At 61.2% G+C, this 17,489-nt stretch carries 15 protein-coding genes; 10 read left to right on the top strand and 5 right to left on the bottom strand.

Features of this window, described 5'->3' with window-relative positions; all coding sequences use genetic code 11:
* Nucleotides 1–275 precede the first annotated feature (275 nt).
* Entirely contained in the window at nucleotides 276–788 is a 513-nt protein-coding gene (locus P5706_RS30210) for a glycine cleavage system transcriptional repressor (RefSeq protein ID WP_285683963.1), read from the top strand.
* Nucleotides 789–1,011: 223 nt separating this feature from the next.
* On the opposite strand, the gene rarD is transcribed toward P5706_RS30210, so the two are convergent.
* The 5 genes from rarD to P5706_RS30185 all read right to left on the bottom strand — a co-directional run bounded on the left by rarD (nucleotide 1,012) and on the right by P5706_RS30185 (nucleotide 6,754).
* The gene (gene rarD / locus P5706_RS30205; RefSeq protein WP_285683961.1) at nucleotides 1,012–1,896 is read right to left on the bottom strand and encodes an EamA family transporter RarD; all 885 of its coding nucleotides are present in this window, start codon (nucleotides 1,894–1,896) and stop codon (nucleotides 1,012–1,014) included.
* 178 nt (nucleotides 1,897–2,074) lie between these two features.
* A complete protein-coding gene (locus tag P5706_RS30200; protein ID WP_056857817.1) occupies nucleotides 2,075–3,049 on the bottom strand; it encodes a serine/threonine protein kinase in 975 nt (324 codons plus the stop codon).
* 167 nt (nucleotides 3,050–3,216) lie between these two features.
* Nucleotides 3,217–5,115 (bottom strand): PhoX family protein, encoded by a 1,899-nt coding sequence (locus P5706_RS30195; protein WP_285683956.1) that lies wholly within the window; start codon nucleotides 5,113–5,115, stop codon nucleotides 3,217–3,219.
* Between the two features lie 79 nt (nucleotides 5,116–5,194).
* The gene (locus P5706_RS30190) at nucleotides 5,195–5,959 is read right to left on the bottom strand and encodes a TOBE domain-containing protein (protein WP_285683954.1); all 765 of its coding nucleotides are present in this window, start codon (nucleotides 5,957–5,959) and stop codon (nucleotides 5,195–5,197) included.
* A gap of 57 nt (nucleotides 5,960–6,016) precedes the next feature.
* Nucleotides 6,017–6,754: a ComFC family protein gene (locus tag P5706_RS30185; protein ID WP_200430341.1), complete on the bottom strand. Its 738-nt coding sequence runs from the start codon at nucleotides 6,752–6,754 to the stop codon at nucleotides 6,017–6,019.
* 92 nt (nucleotides 6,755–6,846) lie between these two features.
* On the opposite strand from P5706_RS30185, the gene bioB reads away from it, so the two are divergent.
* The 9 genes from bioB to P5706_RS30140 all read left to right on the top strand — a co-directional run bounded on the left by bioB (nucleotide 6,847) and on the right by P5706_RS30140 (nucleotide 17,342).
* Entirely contained in the window at nucleotides 6,847–7,902 is a 1,056-nt protein-coding gene (gene bioB, locus P5706_RS30180) for a biotin synthase BioB (protein WP_017138024.1), read from the top strand.
* Between the two features lie 156 nt (nucleotides 7,903–8,058).
* Entirely contained in the window at nucleotides 8,059–9,240 is a 1,182-nt protein-coding gene (gene bioF, locus P5706_RS30175) for an 8-amino-7-oxononanoate synthase (RefSeq protein ID WP_285683949.1), read from the top strand.
* Entirely contained in the window at nucleotides 9,233–9,964 is a 732-nt protein-coding gene (locus P5706_RS30170; RefSeq protein WP_285683948.1) for an alpha/beta fold hydrolase, read from the top strand. Before bioF ends, P5706_RS30170 begins: the two co-directional genes overlap by 8 nt.
* On the top strand, nucleotides 9,957–10,769 hold the full coding sequence (bioC, locus tag P5706_RS30165) for a malonyl-ACP O-methyltransferase BioC (RefSeq protein WP_200430338.1): 813 nt from the start codon (nucleotides 9,957–9,959) through the stop codon (nucleotides 10,767–10,769). Before P5706_RS30170 ends, bioC begins: the two co-directional genes overlap by 8 nt.
* The gene (bioD, locus tag P5706_RS30160; RefSeq protein WP_200430337.1) at nucleotides 10,766–11,446 is read left to right on the top strand and encodes a dethiobiotin synthase; all 681 of its coding nucleotides are present in this window, start codon (nucleotides 10,766–10,768) and stop codon (nucleotides 11,444–11,446) included. The genes bioC and bioD overlap by 4 nt, the downstream gene beginning before the upstream one ends.
* Nucleotides 11,447–11,552: 106 nt before the next feature.
* A complete protein-coding gene (locus P5706_RS30155; RefSeq protein WP_285683943.1) occupies nucleotides 11,553–11,834 on the top strand; it encodes a pyrroloquinoline quinone biosynthesis protein PqqE in 282 nt (93 codons plus the stop codon).
* A 349-nt stretch (nucleotides 11,835–12,183) separates the two neighbouring features.
* Nucleotides 12,184–13,989 carry a phenylacyl-CoA dehydrogenase gene (locus P5706_RS30150; protein ID WP_219269575.1) on the top strand — a complete coding sequence of 602 codons (1,806 nt, stop codon included), beginning with the start codon at nucleotides 12,184–12,186 and terminating at the stop codon, nucleotides 13,987–13,989.
* 203 nt (nucleotides 13,990–14,192) lie between these two features.
* Entirely contained in the window at nucleotides 14,193–15,482 is a 1,290-nt protein-coding gene (locus tag P5706_RS30145; RefSeq protein ID WP_200430336.1) for a GGDEF domain-containing protein, read from the top strand.
* 90 nt (nucleotides 15,483–15,572) lie between these two features.
* Entirely contained in the window at nucleotides 15,573–17,342 is a 1,770-nt protein-coding gene (locus P5706_RS30140) for an acyl-CoA dehydrogenase C-terminal domain-containing protein (protein ID WP_285683939.1), read from the top strand.
* Nucleotides 17,343–17,489: the final 147 nt, after the last annotated feature.

Genomic DNA, 17,489 nt, shown 5'->3' with positions numbered 1-17,489 from the left:
TGCGGAGCTTATGCGCTGTTTCAGATTTTCATTATGTAGTGCACGGTTGGGCATACTACATGATGACTTGCGGTTGTGAAAATTAGACTAAATACGTCGTTTGGCGACTCATTTTGGTCGTACGGTCACAGCGGAGAATCGGATGTTCTCAAAAAACTATTGGATTGTTCCAGATAAATATAAAAATGGTACACGATTTGTTCCTGGCCACTTCTCCAGGCCTTGGCTGTGTGTGGGAGCCTATAATCGATGATCAACCCACAGAGGGCTTCGCCATGGACCATCTTGTACTCACTATTATCGCCGCCGACAAACCCGGCCTGGTTGAACGCATTGCGCAGAACATTGCTGCCCACGGCGGCAACTGGCTGGAAAGTCGAATGGCGCACATGGCCGGGCAGTTTGCCGGGATTTTGCGGGTCAGTGTGCCGACGGAACAGCGTCAGGCCCTGGTGGGCGCGCTAGAGGACTTATCCACACACGGCATTCGTGTGCTGGTGGGCGAGGGCAGCAGCGGCCAGGCCTCGGCGTCCAAGTCGATCATGATGACCTTGGTGGGCAATGACCGCGCGGGCATCGTGCGCGAAATCACGGCGCTGCTGAGCAAACAAGGCGTGAACCTGGCAAGCCTGAGCACGGATGTGCGTCCGGCCCCCATGAGCGGCGACCCATTGTTCAGTGCCGAAGCGCGGTTGCAAGTGCCGGCAGCGTTGTCCCTGGATACCTTGCAGCTGTCCCTGGAAACCTTGGCCGATGATTTGATGGTGGAACTGCACCACGAGGAATAATCGGTCCATAAGGTTATGCATGGAAATCTTGCATGGGCCTGTGGATAACCTGTAGAGACCCGGCGCCAGGCCACGCCGGCCGGGCTTCTCTGTCTATTGAGCAAAAAACGAGCAGTTTCAATGGCTTGTGCACAAATGGCGGGGATCAGGTTGTGGATAACCTTGGGGTGAATGCCTGCAAGCCACGTGCACTGTGGCCTGCAGAGGTTTGTACGTTATTTGATCAGCGTTTGCGCACCGTCAGCCAGGCGTCCAGGCTGTAGACCACCAGGCCCGCCCAGATAAATGCGAAAGCAATCAGCGTGCTGGTCGCCAGGTGTTCACCGAACAGCAGCACCGCCTCCAACAGCACCAGCGTCGGCGCTACGTACTGCAAAAAGCCCAGCGCGGTATAGGGCAGATGCCGTGCGGCGGCGTTGAAACACACCAGCGGAATCAGCGTGACCGGGCCTGCGGCCACCAGCCACCAGGCTTCGGAGGTGCTCCAGAATGCCATCTGTGCGCTGTGGGCGGTCGGGTTAAACAGCAACCATGCCACGGCGATCGGCACCAGCATCCAGGTTTCCACCACCAGCCCCGGCAGCGCTTTGACCGGCGCCTGTTTGCGGATCAAACCGTAAAAGCCGAAGGTCAGCGCCAGCACCAGCGACACCCACGGCAAACTGCCGACTTGCCACACTTGCTGCGCCACACCCACCGCCGCCAGCCCGACGGCGATCCATTGCAGGCGGCGCAGGCGCTCGCCCAGGATCAGCATGCCCAGCAGCACATTCACCAACGGGTTGATGTAGTAACCCAAGCTCGCTTCCAGCATGCGCCCGCTGTTCACCGACCACACATAGGTCAGCCAGTTGGCCGCAATCAACGAGCCACTGAGTGCCAGAATCGCCAGGCGTTTGGGGTTGTCGCGCAGTTCACGGAACCAGCCGGGGTGCCTCCACACCATCAGCAGCAAGCCGCCGAACAGTGCCGACCACAACACGCGGTGCACGATGATTTCGGCGGCGGGAACACTGGCGATGGCTTTGAAATAAAGTGGGAAAAGACCCCAGATGACATAGGCACTCAGGCCCAGGATGTACCCCTTGCGGGGGTTGGCGGCGTGCATTGCAGAATCCTTGCTCAGGCAGCTTACAAAGCCCGATTGTAAGGATTTTTGTCAGCCAATGGATGGGCTTTTCTGTGGGAGCTGGCTTGCCTGCGATGAAATCACCTTGGTGCCACTGATACACCGAGTTGTCTGAATCGCAGGCAAGCCAGCTCCCACACAGGTGGTGTACTGCGCTTTAGAAGAGTTTCAGGGGTTCTTCATTCAGTGCCGACAGTTGCTCACGCAAGGCCAACACCTGGTCGCCCCAATACCGCTCGCTGCCAAACCACGGAAAGCTGTGGGGGAATGCCGGGTCATCCCAGCGCCGTGCCAGCCAGGCGCTGTAGTGCATCAGGCGCAAGGCGCGCAGGGGTTCGATCAAGGCCAGTTCGCGTGGGTCGAAGTCGTGGAACTCCTGATAGCCGTCCATCAATTCCGACAACTGGCCCAGGCATTCCTGACGGTCACCCGCGAGCATCATCCACAGGTCTTGCACGGCCGGGCCCATGCGGCAGTCATCCAGGTCGACGATGTGGAACATCTCGTCGCGGCACATCATGTTGCCGGGGTGGCAGTCGCCGTGCATGCGGATGTTCTTGTGCGGTGTGGCCTTGTACACCTCTTCCACGCGCTTGAGCAGGTCGCGCGCGACGGACTCGTAAGCGGGCAGCAGGCTCTTGGGAATGAAATTGCCTTCAAGCAAGGTGTTGAGTGAATCGTGACCGAAGTTCTTCACACCCAGGGCTTCGCGGTGTTCAAACGGGCGGGTGGAACCCACCGCGTGTAAACGGCCAAGCAATTGCCCGAGGCGATACAGCTGATCCAGGTTGCCCGGCTCCGGCGCACGGCCGCCACGGCGTGGGAACAGCGTGAAGCGAAAGCCTGCGTGTTCGAACAGGCTTTCGCCGTTGTGGACCAGCGGTGCAACCACCGGCACTTCGCACTCGGCCAGTTCGAAGGTGAAGCGGTGTTCTTCGAGGATCGCTTCGTTGGTCCAGCGCTGCGGGCGGTAGAACTTGGCGATCAGCGGCTCGGAGTCTTCGATGCCCACCTGATACACACGGTTTTCGTAGCTGTTAAGCGCCAACACGCGCGCGTCGCTGAGAAAGCCGATGCTTTCGACGGCGTCGAGTACTAAATCGGGGGTGAGTGTTTCAAACGGGTGGGCCATGCGAACTCCTGCGCGCAGCAGGGCGCCGCGTCCGGCCGGGTATGGTAACGCACCAACGCTGAGATAGGTGGCGACTGTGCCATTGCCATCGCAGGCAAGCCAGCTCCCACACTTGAGCGTGGAATGCGCTCAAAGGTGGGAGCTGGCTTGCCTGCGATGAGGCCCTGTCAGGCGCCGACTATTCCGCCATCATCACGCCGAATCGCCATCACCGACGAGCGCGGCTTGCCGTTGGGCAGATGCTCCGGCCAGATCGAACCGCCGGTTTCCCCCGGATGTTGAATCCCCACAAACAGGGTCTTCTGGTCCGGCGAGAAGCTGATGCCTGTAACCTCGCACGCCACCGGCCCGACCATGAAGCGGCGGATTTCCCCGGTGTTGGGGTCGGCGCAGAGCATCTGGTTATTGCCCATGCCGGCGAAGTCGCCCTTATTGCTGTAGTCGCCGTCGGTGAGGATCCACAGGCGCCCGGCCTTGTCGAACCCCAGGCCGTCGGGGCTGTTGAACATGTTTTGCGGGTTGATGTTGGACGAGCCGCCTTTTGGCGTGCCGGCATGCACACCGGGGTTGCCGGCTACCACAAACAAATCCCAGGTGAAGGTGTTGGCGCCGTGGTTATCCGCATCGGCTTTCCAGCGCAGGATCTGGCCGTAGACGTTTTTCTCACGCGGGTTCGGCCCGCCCACCGGCTGGCCGTCTTCGCCGCGTTTGGCGTTGTTGGTGAGCGTGCAATAGACCTGGCCGTCGGTAGGGCTGACCACGATCCACTCCGGGCGGTCCATGCGTGTGGCTTTCACCACACTGGCGGCCAGGCGCGCGTGGATCAGCACTTCGGCCTGGCTGGCAAAACCCGTGCTGGCGTCGATGCCGTTTTTGCCGTGGGTGAGTTCGACCCATTCGCCTTTGCCCTTGGGGTGGTCGGCATTGCCGTCGCCGGCATCGAAAATCGCCACGTACAAGGTGCCGTGGTCGAGCAGGTTCTTGTTGGCTTTGGGGTTGTGATGGTTGATCGGGTCGCGGCTGACGAACTTGTAGATGAACTCGCCACGCTCGTCATCGCCCATGTACACCACGGCGCGGCCATCACGGGTTTCTGCCAGTGCGGCGTTTTCGTGCTTGAAGCGGCCCAGGGCGGTGCGCTTGACCGGCGTGGATTGCGGGTCGAACGGGTCGATTTCCACCACCCAGCCGTGGCGATTGAGTTCGTTGGGGTTCTTGGCCATGTCGAAGCGCGGATCGTGCAGGTGCCAGTTGATCTCGCGGCTGGCGGCCACCACGCCGTAGCGTTTTTGCCCGGCGTCGAAGCTTTGTTGCGGGTTGCTGCTGCCGAAGCAGTCGGTGAAGTTCTCTTCACAGGTCAAGTAAGTGCCCCATGGCGTCTTGCCGTTGGCGCAGTTCTGGAAGGTGCCGAGGGCTTTCTTGCCGGTTTTGTCGGCGCTGGTTTTCAGCCAGGCATGGCCGGCAGCGGGGCCGCCCAGGCGGATCGGCGAATTGCCGTGGATGCGGCGGTTGTAGCGCGAGTCCTGCACGAACTGCCACGTGTCGCCCTTGCGCCGCACCTCAATCACCGACACGCCTTCGCTGGCCTGGGCCTTGCGCACGTCTTCGGCCGATTGCGGCGCGCCGCCATGGGCGTAGAGGTAGCGGTAGTTGGTGTATTCGTTGTTGATCGCCATCAGCGCACGGTTGTTGTCGCCGGGGAAGGCGAACAGGCTCATGCCGTCGTTGTTGTCGCCGAACTGCTGTTCCTGGGCTTTGGCGGTGCCGTTGCCGGTCGGGTCGAAGGCCGGCACGTTGTTGTGCAGCGGTTGGCCCCAACTGATCAGCACCGAGGCGGAGTAACCCGGCGGCAAGGTGATGGCGTCGCTCGTGGCGGCGGCGATGCTGGTAAAACCCAGCAAAGGGCTGGCGGTGGCAGCGTTCACGGCCATTGCGCTGCGGGTGAGCAGGTTGCCGCCCAGGAACATTGCAGCTCCGCACAGGGCGCCGGCGCCGATAAAACGGCGGCGGGTGAGGCCGACCATCTGTTCAAGGTCGGTGGCTTGGTTTTCTTCTAATAGGCTCATTTCAGGCTCCCTGCGGTTTTTGCAGACACCTTAAGGAGCGCTCGTGACGAATTTGTTGCAGCTTGAAGACGGCGGGCGCCTAGGCTGGTGTGCCGAGCAGCACATTGCTGGGTGAAAATTGCACCTGGACCGGCGCGCCTTCGCCGGCACCCAGTGCCTGGAGCGCGGCGGGCTGCGCCAGGGCGCATAAAACCTGGCCGTTGGGCAGGGTGATGCGCACTTCGCTGGGGCCGTCATCGGCGTCGAGAATCGTCTCGATCACACCACTCATGCAATTGTGTCCAGGTGTTGCGATGTGCCCGATAGCGAGCAATTCAAGCCATCCGGCCTTGATCAAGGCGACCACTTCAACGCCGGTTTCCAGCTCCAGCCGCTGCGTGCTGTCGTGCGTGATCTGCGCACTCAGGCTTAAACCGCCCGAAAGTTGCAGGCGAATCAGGTCATTGCGGCCTTGGTGTTCGATGGCGCTGACCTGGCCGTGCAATTGGTTGCGGGCGCTGGTGCGCAGCATCAAGCGGCCGAGCAAGTTGAAGTCGCTCGCGTCCTCATCCGAACCGAGCACCTCGGCCTGCAGCACTAGCAGGCGTTGGTACAGGCGCAGCACGCGCTCACCTTCGGCCGTCAGTTTGGCCCCGCCGCCGCCTTTGCCGCCGACGCTGCGTTCCACCAGCGGCTTTTGCGAGAGATTGTTCAGCTCGTCGATCGCATCCCACGCGGCCTTGTAACTCAGGCCAGCGCTCTTGGCCGCGCGGGTGATCGAACCTTGCTCGGCAATATGCGCCAGCAAGGCGATGCGCTGGGGACGGCGGATGATGTGTTGGCTGAGGGAAGTCGACAGAGACATGTGGATACGCTTCGATAAGGTCAGCGGACGTTGCAGGCGCGGCGCACGGGAGTCAAGTCATGTGCCCGGTTTTGGCGTGCGGGCCAGGCAGTACACATCGACCTGACGGGCACCGGCGGCCATCAATAGCCGGGCCAGGCTGTGGGCGGTGGCGCCGGTGGTGAGTACGTCGTCCACCAGCGCAAAGTGGCGGCCCTGCACCTGGGCGCCCGGTGCCAGCGCAAACGCAGTGAGCAGGTTGCGTTGGCGGGTCTTGGCGTCGAGGGCCTGTTGCGCGACGGTTTCATGGGGGCGTAACAACAGGTGTTCATCGTGTGGGAGGTCGAGGTCTTCGCTGAGCCAGCGGGCCAGCATCAGCGCCTGGTTGAAGCCGCGTTCACGCAGACGCTTGCGCGCCATGGGCACCGGCAGCAGGCAGTCGGGGCGGGTGAGTTCGGTGTTGTCGAAGCGGTGTTGCAGAGACTGTCCCAGCAGCCGCGCGAGCATAAGGCCGAGTGGCCAGCGCGATTGGTGTTTGAAGCGGCTGATTAGCGTGTCGACGGGGAAACCGTAGGTCCAGGGGGCGACCACCTGTTTAAAGGCGGGCGGCTTTTTTTGACAGGGGCCACAGATCAGACCTTCCATCGGCAGTGGCAGGGCGCACACTTCGCAGTGCTCCAACAGCCAGGGCAGCTCGGTTTCGCAGACGTTGCACACCGAGTGACTGGCGTTTGTTGCTTCATCGCAGATTAAACAGGGCTGGTTGTTTTCTAACCAGATGTAAACTTGGTGTTTGTATCCAGGTTGACAGTGCATGAATCTTCCTTAAATATGCCGAGCATCCGTGTCATGCCTGTGGGTATTGCCTTTCCCGCAGCGTAAGCCCAAGCATAATCAAGGAATCGCCCATGAGCGCCAGCACCTCTGCCACCCTGCGTCACGATTGGTCTTTAGCCGAAGTCAAAGCGCTGTTTGTGCAACCCTTCAATGACCTGTTGTTCCAGGCGCAGACCGTGCACCGCGCGCATTTCGACGCCAACCGCGTGCAGGTCTCGACCTTGCTGTCGATCAAAACCGGCGCCTGCCCGGAAGATTGCAAATATTGTCCGCAGTCGGGCCACTACAACACCGGTCTGGAAAAAGAAAAGCTGATGGAGGTGCAGAAGGTCCTCGAAGAGGCCGCTCGCGCCAAAGCCATCGGTTCGACGCGCTTCTGCATGGGCGCCGCCTGGAAGCACCCGTCGGCCAAAGACATGCCCTACGTGCTGCAGATGGTCAAAGGCGTGAAGGCCATGGGCCTGGAAACCTGCATGACCCTCGGCCGTCTCGACCAGGACCAGACCGAAGCCCTGGCCCAGGCCGGCCTGGACTACTACAACCACAACCTCGACACCTCGCCTGAGTTCTACGGCAGCATCATCACCACCCGCACCTACGGAGAGCGCCTGCAAACCCTGGCCTACGTGCGTGATTCGGGGATGAAGATCTGCTCGGGCGGCATCCTCGGCATGGGCGAGTCCCTCGACGACCGCGCCAACCTGCTGATCCAACTGGCCAACCTGCCGGAGCATCCGGAGTCGGTGCCGATCAACATGCTGGTGAAGGTTGCCGGTACGCCGCTGGAAAACGCCGAAGACATCGATCCGTTCGACTTTATCCGCATGCTCGCCGTGGCGCGCATCCTGATGCCGCAGTCCCATGTGCGCTTGTCGGCCGGCCGTGAGGCGATGAACGAGCAGATGCAGGCCCTGGCGTTTTTCGCCGGTGCCAACTCGATCTTCTACGGCGACAAGTTGCTGACCACCGCCAACCCGCAGGCCGACAAGGACATGCAACTGTTCTCGCGCCTGGGGATCTTGCCGGAAGCGCGTGAAGAACACGCCGATGAAGTGCATCAGGCGGCGATTGAGCAGGCGTTGGTGGAGCAAAAGAGCAGCGAGCAGTTTTATAACGCGGTGGTTTAACGCCTCTCTCAACATTTGAAACGCAATCCAACTGTGGGAGCTGGCTTGCCTGCGATAGCGGTCGTCCAGGCACATTGATACTGAATGTGCCGCCGTCATCGCAGGCAAGCCAGCTCCCACATTGGATCGGGTTCAACCTGAACTGCCGAGGCCTGCATGTCTTTTGATCTCGCCGCGCGCCTCGCTGCCCGCCGTGCCGAACACCTCTATCGCCAACGCCCTTTGCTTGAGAGCCCGCAAGGCCCGCAAGTAATAGTGGATGGCCAACCGCTGTTGGCGTTTTGCAATAACGACTACCTGGGCCTGGCCAATCACCCGCAAGTGATCGAGGCCTGGCGCGCCGGTGCGTCCCGTTGGGGCGTGGGCGGTGGCGCTTCGCACTTGGTGATCGGCCATGCCACGCCGCACCATGAACTCGAGGAAGCCCTGGCTGACCTCACCGGGCGCCCGCGTGCGCTGCTGTTTACCACCGGCTATATGGCCAACCTGGGCGCGGTCACCGCATTGGTGGGGCAGGGTGATACGGTGCTCGAAGATCGCCTTAACCACGCTTCGCTGCTGGATGCCGGCCTGCTGTCCGGGGCGCGTTTCAACCGCTATCTGCATAACGACGCCGACAGCCTGGCCAAGCGCCTGGAGAAGGCCACCGGCAATACTTTGGTGGTCACCGATGGCGTTTTCAGCATGGACGGCGATCTGGCCGACCTGTCTGCGCTGGCCCGTGAGGCACGCGCCAAAGGCGCCTGGTTGATGGTCGATGACGCTCACGGCTTCGGCCCGTTGGGCGCTACGGGCGGCGGAATTGTCGAGCATTTCGGCTTGAGCCAGGAAGATGTGCCGGTATTGGTTGGCACCCTCGGTAAAGCCTTCGGCACGGCCGGGGCGTTCGTGGCGGGCAGTGAAGAGCTGATCGAAAGCCTGGTCCAGTTCGCCCGGCCCTACATCTACACCACCAGCCAGCCACCGGCATTGGCCTGCGCCACCTTGAAAAGCCTGGAGCTGCTGCGCACCGAGCACTGGCGGCGTGAGCACCTCAATGGCCTGATCCGCCAGTTCCGTCAGGGCGCCGAACAGATCGGCTTAAAGCTGATGGACAGCTTTACGCCGATCCAGCCGATCCTGATTGGCGACAGCGCCACCGCTATGCGCCTGTCGCAGATGCTGCGCGAGCGCGGCCTGATGGTCACGGCCATCCGCCCACCGACCGTGCCGGCCGGCAGTGCGCGTTTGCGCGTGACACTGACGGCGGCCCACAGCGCGGCCCAGGTGCAGCTATTGTTAAACGGATTGGATGAGTGTTTCCGGTTGTTAAGTATTACGGAGCCCGACCATGCGTGATCGACTGGTATTGCTGCCCGGTTGGGGGCTTGGCGTGTCACCGCTGGAGCCTCTGGCTGCCGCCTTGCAGGGTTTGGACGAACACCTGCAAGTGCATATCGAGCCGTTGCCGGTGCTGGCTTCCAGCGATCTGGATGAATGGCTCGACGAACTTGACGCCACGCTACCGGACAACGCCTGGCTGGGCGGCTGGTCCCTGGGCGGCATGCTCGCCTCTGAACTGGCGGCGCGGCGCGGCGAGCGCTGCTGCGGGCTGCTGACGTTGGCGAGCAACCCGTGTTTTGTCGCCCATGATGGTTGGCCCAGTGCCATGCCCGCCGAGACATTCGACGCATTCCTTGCCGGTTGCCATGCCGATTCTCAGGTCACCCTCAAACGTTTCGGTTTGCTGTGCGCCAAAGGTGCCGCAGACCCACGTGGGCTGTCGCGCCTGTTGGTCGGCGGGGCGCCCAATACGTCGCCAAGCGTGTTGATGCCTGGTCTGGAACTGCTTGCTCAACTGGATACCCGCGCCGCTTTGCAGGCGTATCGCGGCCCGCAACTGCACCTGTTTGCGGGGCAGGACGGGTTGGTGCCCGCTGAAGCTGCAAGTGACCTGTTGGTGTTGTTGCCGGACGTAGAAATCGGCCTGATTGAACAGGCCGGTCACGCTTTTCTTCTGGAAGACCCTCACGGTGTAGCGGGGGCCATCCAGGCTTTTTTGCATGAGTGTGTTGATGACTGATTTATCCCAGCCGCCACTGCCGGGCGGCTTGCCGGACAAGCGCCAGGTGGCGGCCTCGTTTTCCCGCGCCGCAGCCAGCTACGACAGCGTGGCCGAGTTGCAGCGCGCAGTCGGGCATGAGTTGATGTCCCGCCTGCCAGCTGCAATCGCGCCCGGCCGATGGTTGGATGTGGGCTGCGGCACGGGTTATTTCAGCCGTGCGCTGGGCGAATTGTTGCCAGCAAGCCAAGGGGTGGCGCTGGATATCGCCGAAGGCATGCTCAGCCATGCGCGGCCTTTAGGGGGCGCGCAGCACTTTATTGCGGGGGATGCAGAACGCTTGCCGCTGGCAACTGAGCGCTTCGAGCTGCTGTTCTCCAGCCTGGCGGTGCAATGGTGCGCGAATTTCGACGCGGTACTCAGTGAAGCCTATCGTGTGCTGCAACCCGGGGGCGTGTTCGCATTTGCGAGCCTGTGCGTGGGCACCCTGGACGAGCTGCGCCAAAGCTGGCGTGCAGCGGATGGCCTGGTTCACGTCAACCGCTTCCGCACCTTCGAGGCCTACCAACAGCTATGTGCTGCCAGCGGTTTGCGGGTGCTGAGCCTGGAGCGCCAGCCCCATGTGTTGCATTACCCGGATGTGCGCAGCCTGACCCACGAACTCAAGGCTTTGGGCGCGCATAACCTCAACCCCGGTCGCCCGGGAGGGTTGACGGGCCGCGCGCGGATTGTTGCACTGGTGCACGCTTACGAGCAGTTCCGCCAGGCCCAGGGCCTGCCCGCCACGTACCAAGTGGTGTACGCCGTACTGGAGAAACCGTTATGAGCGCCGCTTATTTCATCACCGGCACCGACACCGATGTGGGCAAAACCACCATCGCCGCCGGGCTGCTGCATGCCGCGCGGCTTGCGGGTAAAAGCACCGCCGCCGGAAAACCGGTGGCCTCAGGCTGCCAGCTGACCGCAAAAGGTTTGCGCAACGCGGACGCCTTGGCACTGCTGGCCGAATGTTCACTGCCGCTGACGTATGCCGAGGTCAACCCGGTGGCATTCGAACCCGCGATTGCGCCGCACTTGGCCGCGCGGGAAGCGGGTGTGGCGCTGACGGTGCAATCACTGTTGAAGCCTATGCAGCACATACTCGCGCAGCACGCCGATTTCACCTTGATCGAAGGCGCAGGCGGCTGGCGGGTGCCGTTGGCCGATCAGGACAACCTGTCAGACCTGGCCATCGCGCTCAAGCTGCCGGTGATCCTGGTGGTGGGCGTGCGTCTGGGTTGTATCAGCCATGCCTTGCTCACTGCTGAAGCCATTGCGCGCGACGGTTTGCCGTTGGCGGGTTGGGTGGCGAATATCATCGACCCCAAGACCTCTCGTCTGGAAGAAAACCTCGCCACCCTGGCCGAGCGGTTGCCCGCGCCGTGCCTCGGGCGCGTGCCGAAGCTCAAGCAGGCCAGCGCAAAAGCGGTGGCCGAGTACCTGGAATTGGACCTGCTTGACTGATTTTGGCTATCGCTAAGGCATTATGCCATTAGTGTTTTTGACGGGCGTTTTGCCAGGATGTCTGCTTCAATTCAAGTTCACGATTCTCTAAAGGCAGGCTTACGCCATGGAAATCTCTGGAAGCAGCGCGTTTTATTCGGGGCTGAGCACCATTCAGGCCGGGCAGAACCGCCTCGACCAGGCCGCCGGCAAAATTGCCGGCGCCGCGACGACCCAGCCCTCGGACGCACAAAGTGATCGTCTGCAAGCCAACGATCGCGCCCAGCCGTCCAACTCGGCCAGCAACATGGTCGAAATGGCCCAAGGCAAATTCCAAGTGGAGCTGGGCGCGAAAGTCGCCAAGGCTTCGGATGAAATGCTTGGTACGTTGATCGACACCTACGCTTAACTTTCTATCGGCACACGCCGGCTCTTCTGTGGGAGCTGGCTTGCCTGCGATAGCATCGACTCAATCTTCCTGATATACCGCGGCGCCTGTATCGCAGGCAAGCCAGCTCCCACACAAGCCAGCTCCCACATTGTCCTGCGTCATCTCGCTGAACTTCTAAACTCCTTTTAAGCGTGGCACTGCGCCGCAGGCCTTGCCGTGCCTGGAGTTGACTCACGTCATGACAAACGGCCTCGGTGCGATGCTTGACAACCCCAGGTCGTAAACGTATGTTTCAAACACCTGTTTGACCGCCATAACAAATCCACGCGGTTGTTCATCCCAGATACATCAGCAGAGGTTTATCGCTATGCCTGACTACAAGGCCCCCTTGCGTGATATTCGCTTCGTTCGTGACGAACTGCTCGGTTATGAAGCGCACTATCAGAGCCTGCCGGCTTGCCAGGACGCTACCCCGGACATGGTTGACGCCATTCTTGAGGAAGGCGCCAAGTTCTGTGAGCAAGTGCTGGCACCGTTGAACCGCGTGGGTGACATCGAAGGGTGTACCTGGAGCGAGTCAGGCGTAAAAACCCCTACTGGTTTCAAAGAAGCCTACAAGCAGTTCGTCGAAGGCGGCTGGCCAAGCCTGGCCCACGACGTGGAGCACGGTGGCCAAGGCCTGCCGGAATCCCTGGGCCTGGCCGTGAGCGAAATGGTCGGCGCCGCCAACTGGTCGTGGGGCATGTACCCTGGCTTGTCCCACGGTGCGATGAACACCATCTCCGAGCACGGCACCCCGGAACAGCAAGACGCTTACCTGACCAAGCTGGTTTCGGGTGAGTGGACCGGTACCATGTGCCTGACCGAACCGCATTGCGGCACCGACCTGGGCATGCTGCGCACCAAGGCCGAACCTCAGGCTGATGGTTCCTACAAAGTCTCCGGCACCAAGATCTTCATCTCGGCCGGTGAACACGACATGGCCGACAACATCGTCCATATCGTACTGGCCCGCCTGCCGGACGCACCGGCCGGCACCAAAGGTATTTCGCTGTTCATCGTGCCAAAATTCCTGCCGAACGCAGACGGCTCGGTCGGCGAGCGCAACGCGGTGACCTGTGGTTCCCTGGAACATAAGATGGGTATCCACGGTAACGCCACCTGCGTGATGAACTTCGACGCGGCCACCGGTTTCCTGATCGGCCCGGCGAACAAAGGCCTGAACTGCATGTTCACCTTTATGAACACCGCTCGCCTGGGTACCGCGCTGCAAGGCTTGTCCCACGCCGAGATCGGCTTCCAGGGCGGCCTGAAATACGCTCGCGACCGCCTGCAAATGCGCTCGCTTACTGGCCCGAAAGCGCCGGACAAAGCCGCTGACCCGATCATCGTGCACCCTGACGTGCGCCGCATGCTGCTGACCATGAAAGCCTTCGCTGAAGGCAACCGTGCGATGGTGTACTTCACCGCCAAGCAAGTGGACATCGTCAAATACGGCACCGACGACGAAGCCAAGAAGCAAGCCGACGGCCTGCTGGCCTTCATGACCCCGATCGCCAAGGCGTTCATGACCGAAGTCGGTTTTGAATCGGCCAACCACGGCGTGCAGATCTACGGCGGCCACGGCTTTATCGCCGAGTGGGGCATGGAGCAAAACGTGCGCGACAGCCGCATTTCGATGCTGTACGAAGGCACCACCGGCATCCAGGCACTCGACTTGCTGGGCCGTAAAGTGCTGATGACTCAAGGCGAAGCGCTCAAGGGCTTCACCAAGATCGTGCACAAGTTCTGCCAGGCCAACGAAGGTAACGAAGCCGTCAAAGAATTCGTTGCACCGCTGGCTGCACTGAACAAAGAGTGGGGCGAGTTGACCATGAAGGTCGGCATGGCCGCGATGAAAGACCGTGAAGAAGTCGGTGCCGCCTCGGTGGACTACCTGATGTACTCCGGCTACGCGTGCCTGGCTTACTTCTGGGCCGACATGGCACGCCTGGCCGCCGAAAAACTGGCTGCCGGCACCACCGAAGAGGCGTTTTACACCGCCAAGCTGCAGACGGCGCGCTTCTACTTCCAGCGCATCCTGCCGCGTACCCAGACCCACAAGGTCACCATGCTGTCGGGCGCCAACAACCTGATGGACATGAAAGAAGAAGACTTCGGCCTGGCTTACTAAGCCCAGCCGGTCTCTTGGAAACCGCCGCTGCCTTTGGGAGCGGCGGTTTTTTTATGCGCGATAAAAAACACAGCACAGCACTCAGGGATTGCGCTTGGCTGCCGTTACAGTGATGGCAATGTGATACAGGTCACATTGAATGTGCTTAACTGTGCTCGGTGAAGGCACTGTGCCATCTTTCTGAGTGGGTCGGAGCTTTACCCTTGTCACGCGTGTCCGCCGTACGTTTCAGTCATTTTCTTCCTTCGTTGCTGCTGTTGCTGGCCGGGCTCTCGGCTGCGTATGTCAAAGATCTCAACGTGTTCTTCACCTCACTGTTCAATGTGCTGCCGACTTTGGTGCTGTTGCTCGGCGGAGCCTACTGCGCGGTGTATCGGCGTCAGCGTGAGCTGTTTTTGATGATCACGGTGTACGTCGTTTACTTCCTGCTCGACACCCAGACCGACTACTACCGCGACCACGGCAGCGTTCGCGATGACGCCGCCGTGGTGTTCCATCTGTGTTGCTTGCTGTTGCCGTTGCTGTTCAGCATTTACGCGTTGTGGCAGGAGAAAACCCACCTGTTCCGCGACTTCGTGGCGCGCTGCGCCGTGCTCTTTGCGTTCGGCAGCGTGGCGCTGGCGCTTGAACAGAGCTTTCCCCAGGCCTTACTGAGCTGGCTGGCGGAGATTCGCTGGCCGGCGCTGCATGGCAGTTGGATGAGCCTGATCCAGCTGTCGTACCCGATGTTCCTGATTGGCTTTGTCACCCTGGCGGCGCAGTACTGGTATCAGCCGCGGCCCTTGCACGCCGCGCAATTGGTGGGTTTGCTGGGGCTGTTCTGGATGTTGCCGCAAACCTTCATCCTGCCGTTCACGCTGAACATCATGTGCAGCCAGGTAATGCTGATGATTGCCGCCGGTGTGGCGCACGAGGCTTATCAAATGGCCTTTCGCGATGAACTCACCGGCTTGCCGGGGCGGCGCGCGCTCAATGAACGCATGCAACGGCTGGGGCGCAATTACGTACTGGCGATGAGTGACGTCGACCACTTCAAGCGCTTCAACGACACCCACGGCCACGATGTCGGTGACCAGGTGCTGCGGCTGGTGGCCAGCAAGCTGTCGAAGGTCAATGGCGGCGGGCGTGCGTATCGCTATGGCGGGGAAGAGTTTGCCGTGGTGTTCGCCGGCAAGACGTTAGACGAGTGCATGCCGCACCTGGAAGAGATCCGCGAGATCATCGCCAACTACGACATCAAGCTGCGCAACCCGGACCGCCCTCACGACGACCAACAGGGCCGCCAGCGTCGGGCGGGCAGTGGCGCCTCGAGTGTGTCGGTGACGGTCAGCATCGGCGTGGCCGAGCGCCAGGCCGAACAGCGCACGCCCGAAGAAGTGCTCAAGTCCGCCGACCAGGCGCTCTACGCCGCCAAGGGCGCCGGGCGTAACTGCGTGGTCGCGTCTGGCCAGAACCGCCGTGGCGCGGTGCGCATGGAGAGCGCTGCCGGTTGAGTGATGGCGGTGTATTCAGCGGTTCTACAGTGATTGTTCGGGGCGGTGGCCGGCAGTAGGTTGAAGGTATCTGCTGCCGGAGACATTGCCATGCCTGACTACAAAACTCCCCTGCGCGACATGCGCTTTCTGATCGACAACGTATTTGATTTTCACGGCCATTACGCCGCGCTAGGCGCCACCGACGCAAGCCCGGATATGGTCAGCGCGATCCTCGAAGAAGGCGCCAAATTCTGCGAAAACGTGTTGTCGCCACTTAATCGCAGTGGCGATGAAGAAGGCTGCCACTTCGACAACGGCGTGGTCACTACCCCCAAGGGCTTCAAGGAAGCCTTCGCCCAGTACGTGGAAGGCGGCTGGCATGGCGTGGCGGCGGACCCGGCCTATGGTGGCCAGGGCTTGCCGCTGTCCCTGGGGCTGGTGCTCAGCGAGATGATCGGCTCCAGCAACACCTCCTGGGGCATGTACCCGGGCCTCACCCATGGTGCCATGTCGGCGATCCACGCCCACGGCACCGAGGAGCAGAAAGCTACGTTCCTGAGCAAACTCACCGCCGGCGAATGGACCGGCACCATGTGCCTCACCGAAGCCCATTGCGGCACCGACCTGGGCCTGATCAAGACCCGCGCCGTGCCCCAGGCGGATGGCAGTTACGCGATCACCGGCAGCAAGATCTTCATCTCGGCCGGCGAACACGACATGAGCGCCAATATCATTCACTTGGTGCTGGCTAAACTGCCGGACGCTCCGGCGGGCACCAAAGGTATCTCGTTGTTTATCGTGCCCAAGTTCCACGCCGATTCAGGCGAGCGCAACGCGGTGCACTGCGGCTCTATCGAGCACAAGATGGGCATCAAGGCCTCGGCCACCTGCGTGTTGAACTTTGACGGCGCCAAGGGCTTTTTGATTGGCGAGGCGAACAAAGGCTTGAACTGCATGTTCACCATGATGAACCACGCACGCCTGGGCACTGGCATGCAGGGTTTGTGCAATGGCGAGACAAGCTTCCAGGGTGCGATCAAATACGCCAACGACCGCCTGCAAATGCGCTCGCTGACCGGCGCCAAGGCCCCGGATAAAGCCGCCGACCCGATCATCGTGCACGCCGACGTGCGGCGCATGTTGCTGACCATGAAGGCCTTCAACGAAGGCAATCGGGCGCTGACCTACTTCACCGCGCAATTGCTCGACACCGCGCACTTGAGCAACGACGCCGCCCAACGCCAGGAGGCCGAAGACCTGTTGGCGTTCCTCACGCCTATCTGCAAAGCCTTCATGACCGAAACCGGGCTGGAGGTGACCAACCACGGTATGCAGGTGTTCGGCGGCCACGGCTACATTCGCGAATGGGGCATGGAGCAGCTGGCGCGTGATGCGCGGATTGCGCCGATCTACGAAGGCACCAATGGCATCCAGGCACTCGACTTGCTTGGCCGTAAAGTGCTGGGCAGCCAAGGCAAGTTACTGCGCGGGTTTACCAAGCTTGTGCATAAGTTCTGCGCGGCAAATGCTGAGCATCCGCAGCTCAAGAACCAGGTGGAGCAGCTCAACCAACTGAACCAGCAATGGGGCGAGCTGACGATGAAGGTCGGCATGGCCGCCATGAAAAACCCGGATGAAGTGGGCGCGGCGGCGGTGGATTACTTGATGTACAGCGGTTACATCATTCTGGCGTACCTGTGGTTGCGCATGGCGATCGCGGCGCAGTCACAGGACGACGCAGAGTTCGCCCAGGCCAAATTGGCCACCTGCGATTTTTACTTCAAGCGCCTGTTGCCACGTACCGCAACGCACCGCGCCGCTGTGGAGGCGGGCAGTGAGTGCCTGATGAGTTTGCCTGCGCAGTTGTTTGCGCTGTAAAGGTGACTGATTCACGGTGGTCAAAATGTGGGAGCTGGCTTGCCTGCGATGCACATAGGTATCTACACAGCCGGTTGACACGAAATATGTGGAAGGTGAGCCGTTGTGGCGAGCAGGCTTGCCCTGCGTTGGGCTGCGAAGCAGCCC

Origin of the sequence: Pseudomonas sp. ChxA (assembly GCF_030263855.1) — a bacterium.
Classification (GTDB): Bacteria; Pseudomonadota; Gammaproteobacteria; order Pseudomonadales; family Pseudomonadaceae; genus Aquipseudomonas; species Aquipseudomonas fluorescens_CB.
Note: the sequence above shows the minus strand (reverse complement) of the source record. Positions and strands in the feature narration are given on the sequence as shown.

Coding starts and splice junctions, on each gene's coding strand:
- bioD (WP_200430337.1), top strand. CDS start 10,766: ATGAGCGCCGCTTATTTCATCACCGGCACCGACACCGATGTGGGCAAA.
- P5706_RS30190 (WP_285683954.1), bottom strand. CDS start 5,959: ATGTCTCTGTCGACTTCCCTCAGCCAACACATCATCCGCCGTCCCCAG.
- P5706_RS30195 (WP_285683956.1), bottom strand. CDS start 5,115: ATGAGCCTATTAGAAGAAAACCAAGCCACCGACCTTGAACAGATGGTC.
- rarD (WP_285683961.1), bottom strand. CDS start 1,896: ATGCACGCCGCCAACCCCCGCAAGGGGTACATCCTGGGCCTGAGTGCC.
- P5706_RS30185 (WP_200430341.1), bottom strand. CDS start 6,754: ATGCACTGTCAACCTGGATACAAACACCAAGTTTACATCTGGTTAGAA.
- P5706_RS30155 (WP_285683943.1), top strand. CDS start 11,553: ATGGAAATCTCTGGAAGCAGCGCGTTTTATTCGGGGCTGAGCACCATT.
- bioC (WP_200430338.1), top strand. CDS start 9,957: ATGACTGATTTATCCCAGCCGCCACTGCCGGGCGGCTTGCCGGACAAG.
- P5706_RS30170 (WP_285683948.1), top strand. CDS start 9,233: ATGCGTGATCGACTGGTATTGCTGCCCGGTTGGGGGCTTGGCGTGTCA.
- bioF (WP_285683949.1), top strand. CDS start 8,059: ATGTCTTTTGATCTCGCCGCGCGCCTCGCTGCCCGCCGTGCCGAACAC.
- P5706_RS30200 (WP_056857817.1), bottom strand. CDS start 3,049: ATGGCCCACCCGTTTGAAACACTCACCCCCGATTTAGTACTCGACGCC.
- P5706_RS30140 (WP_285683939.1), top strand. CDS start 15,573: ATGCCTGACTACAAAACTCCCCTGCGCGACATGCGCTTTCTGATCGAC.
- P5706_RS30150 (WP_219269575.1), top strand. CDS start 12,184: ATGCCTGACTACAAGGCCCCCTTGCGTGATATTCGCTTCGTTCGTGAC.
- P5706_RS30210 (WP_285683963.1), top strand. CDS start 276: ATGGACCATCTTGTACTCACTATTATCGCCGCCGACAAACCCGGCCTG.
- bioB (WP_017138024.1), top strand. CDS start 6,847: ATGAGCGCCAGCACCTCTGCCACCCTGCGTCACGATTGGTCTTTAGCC.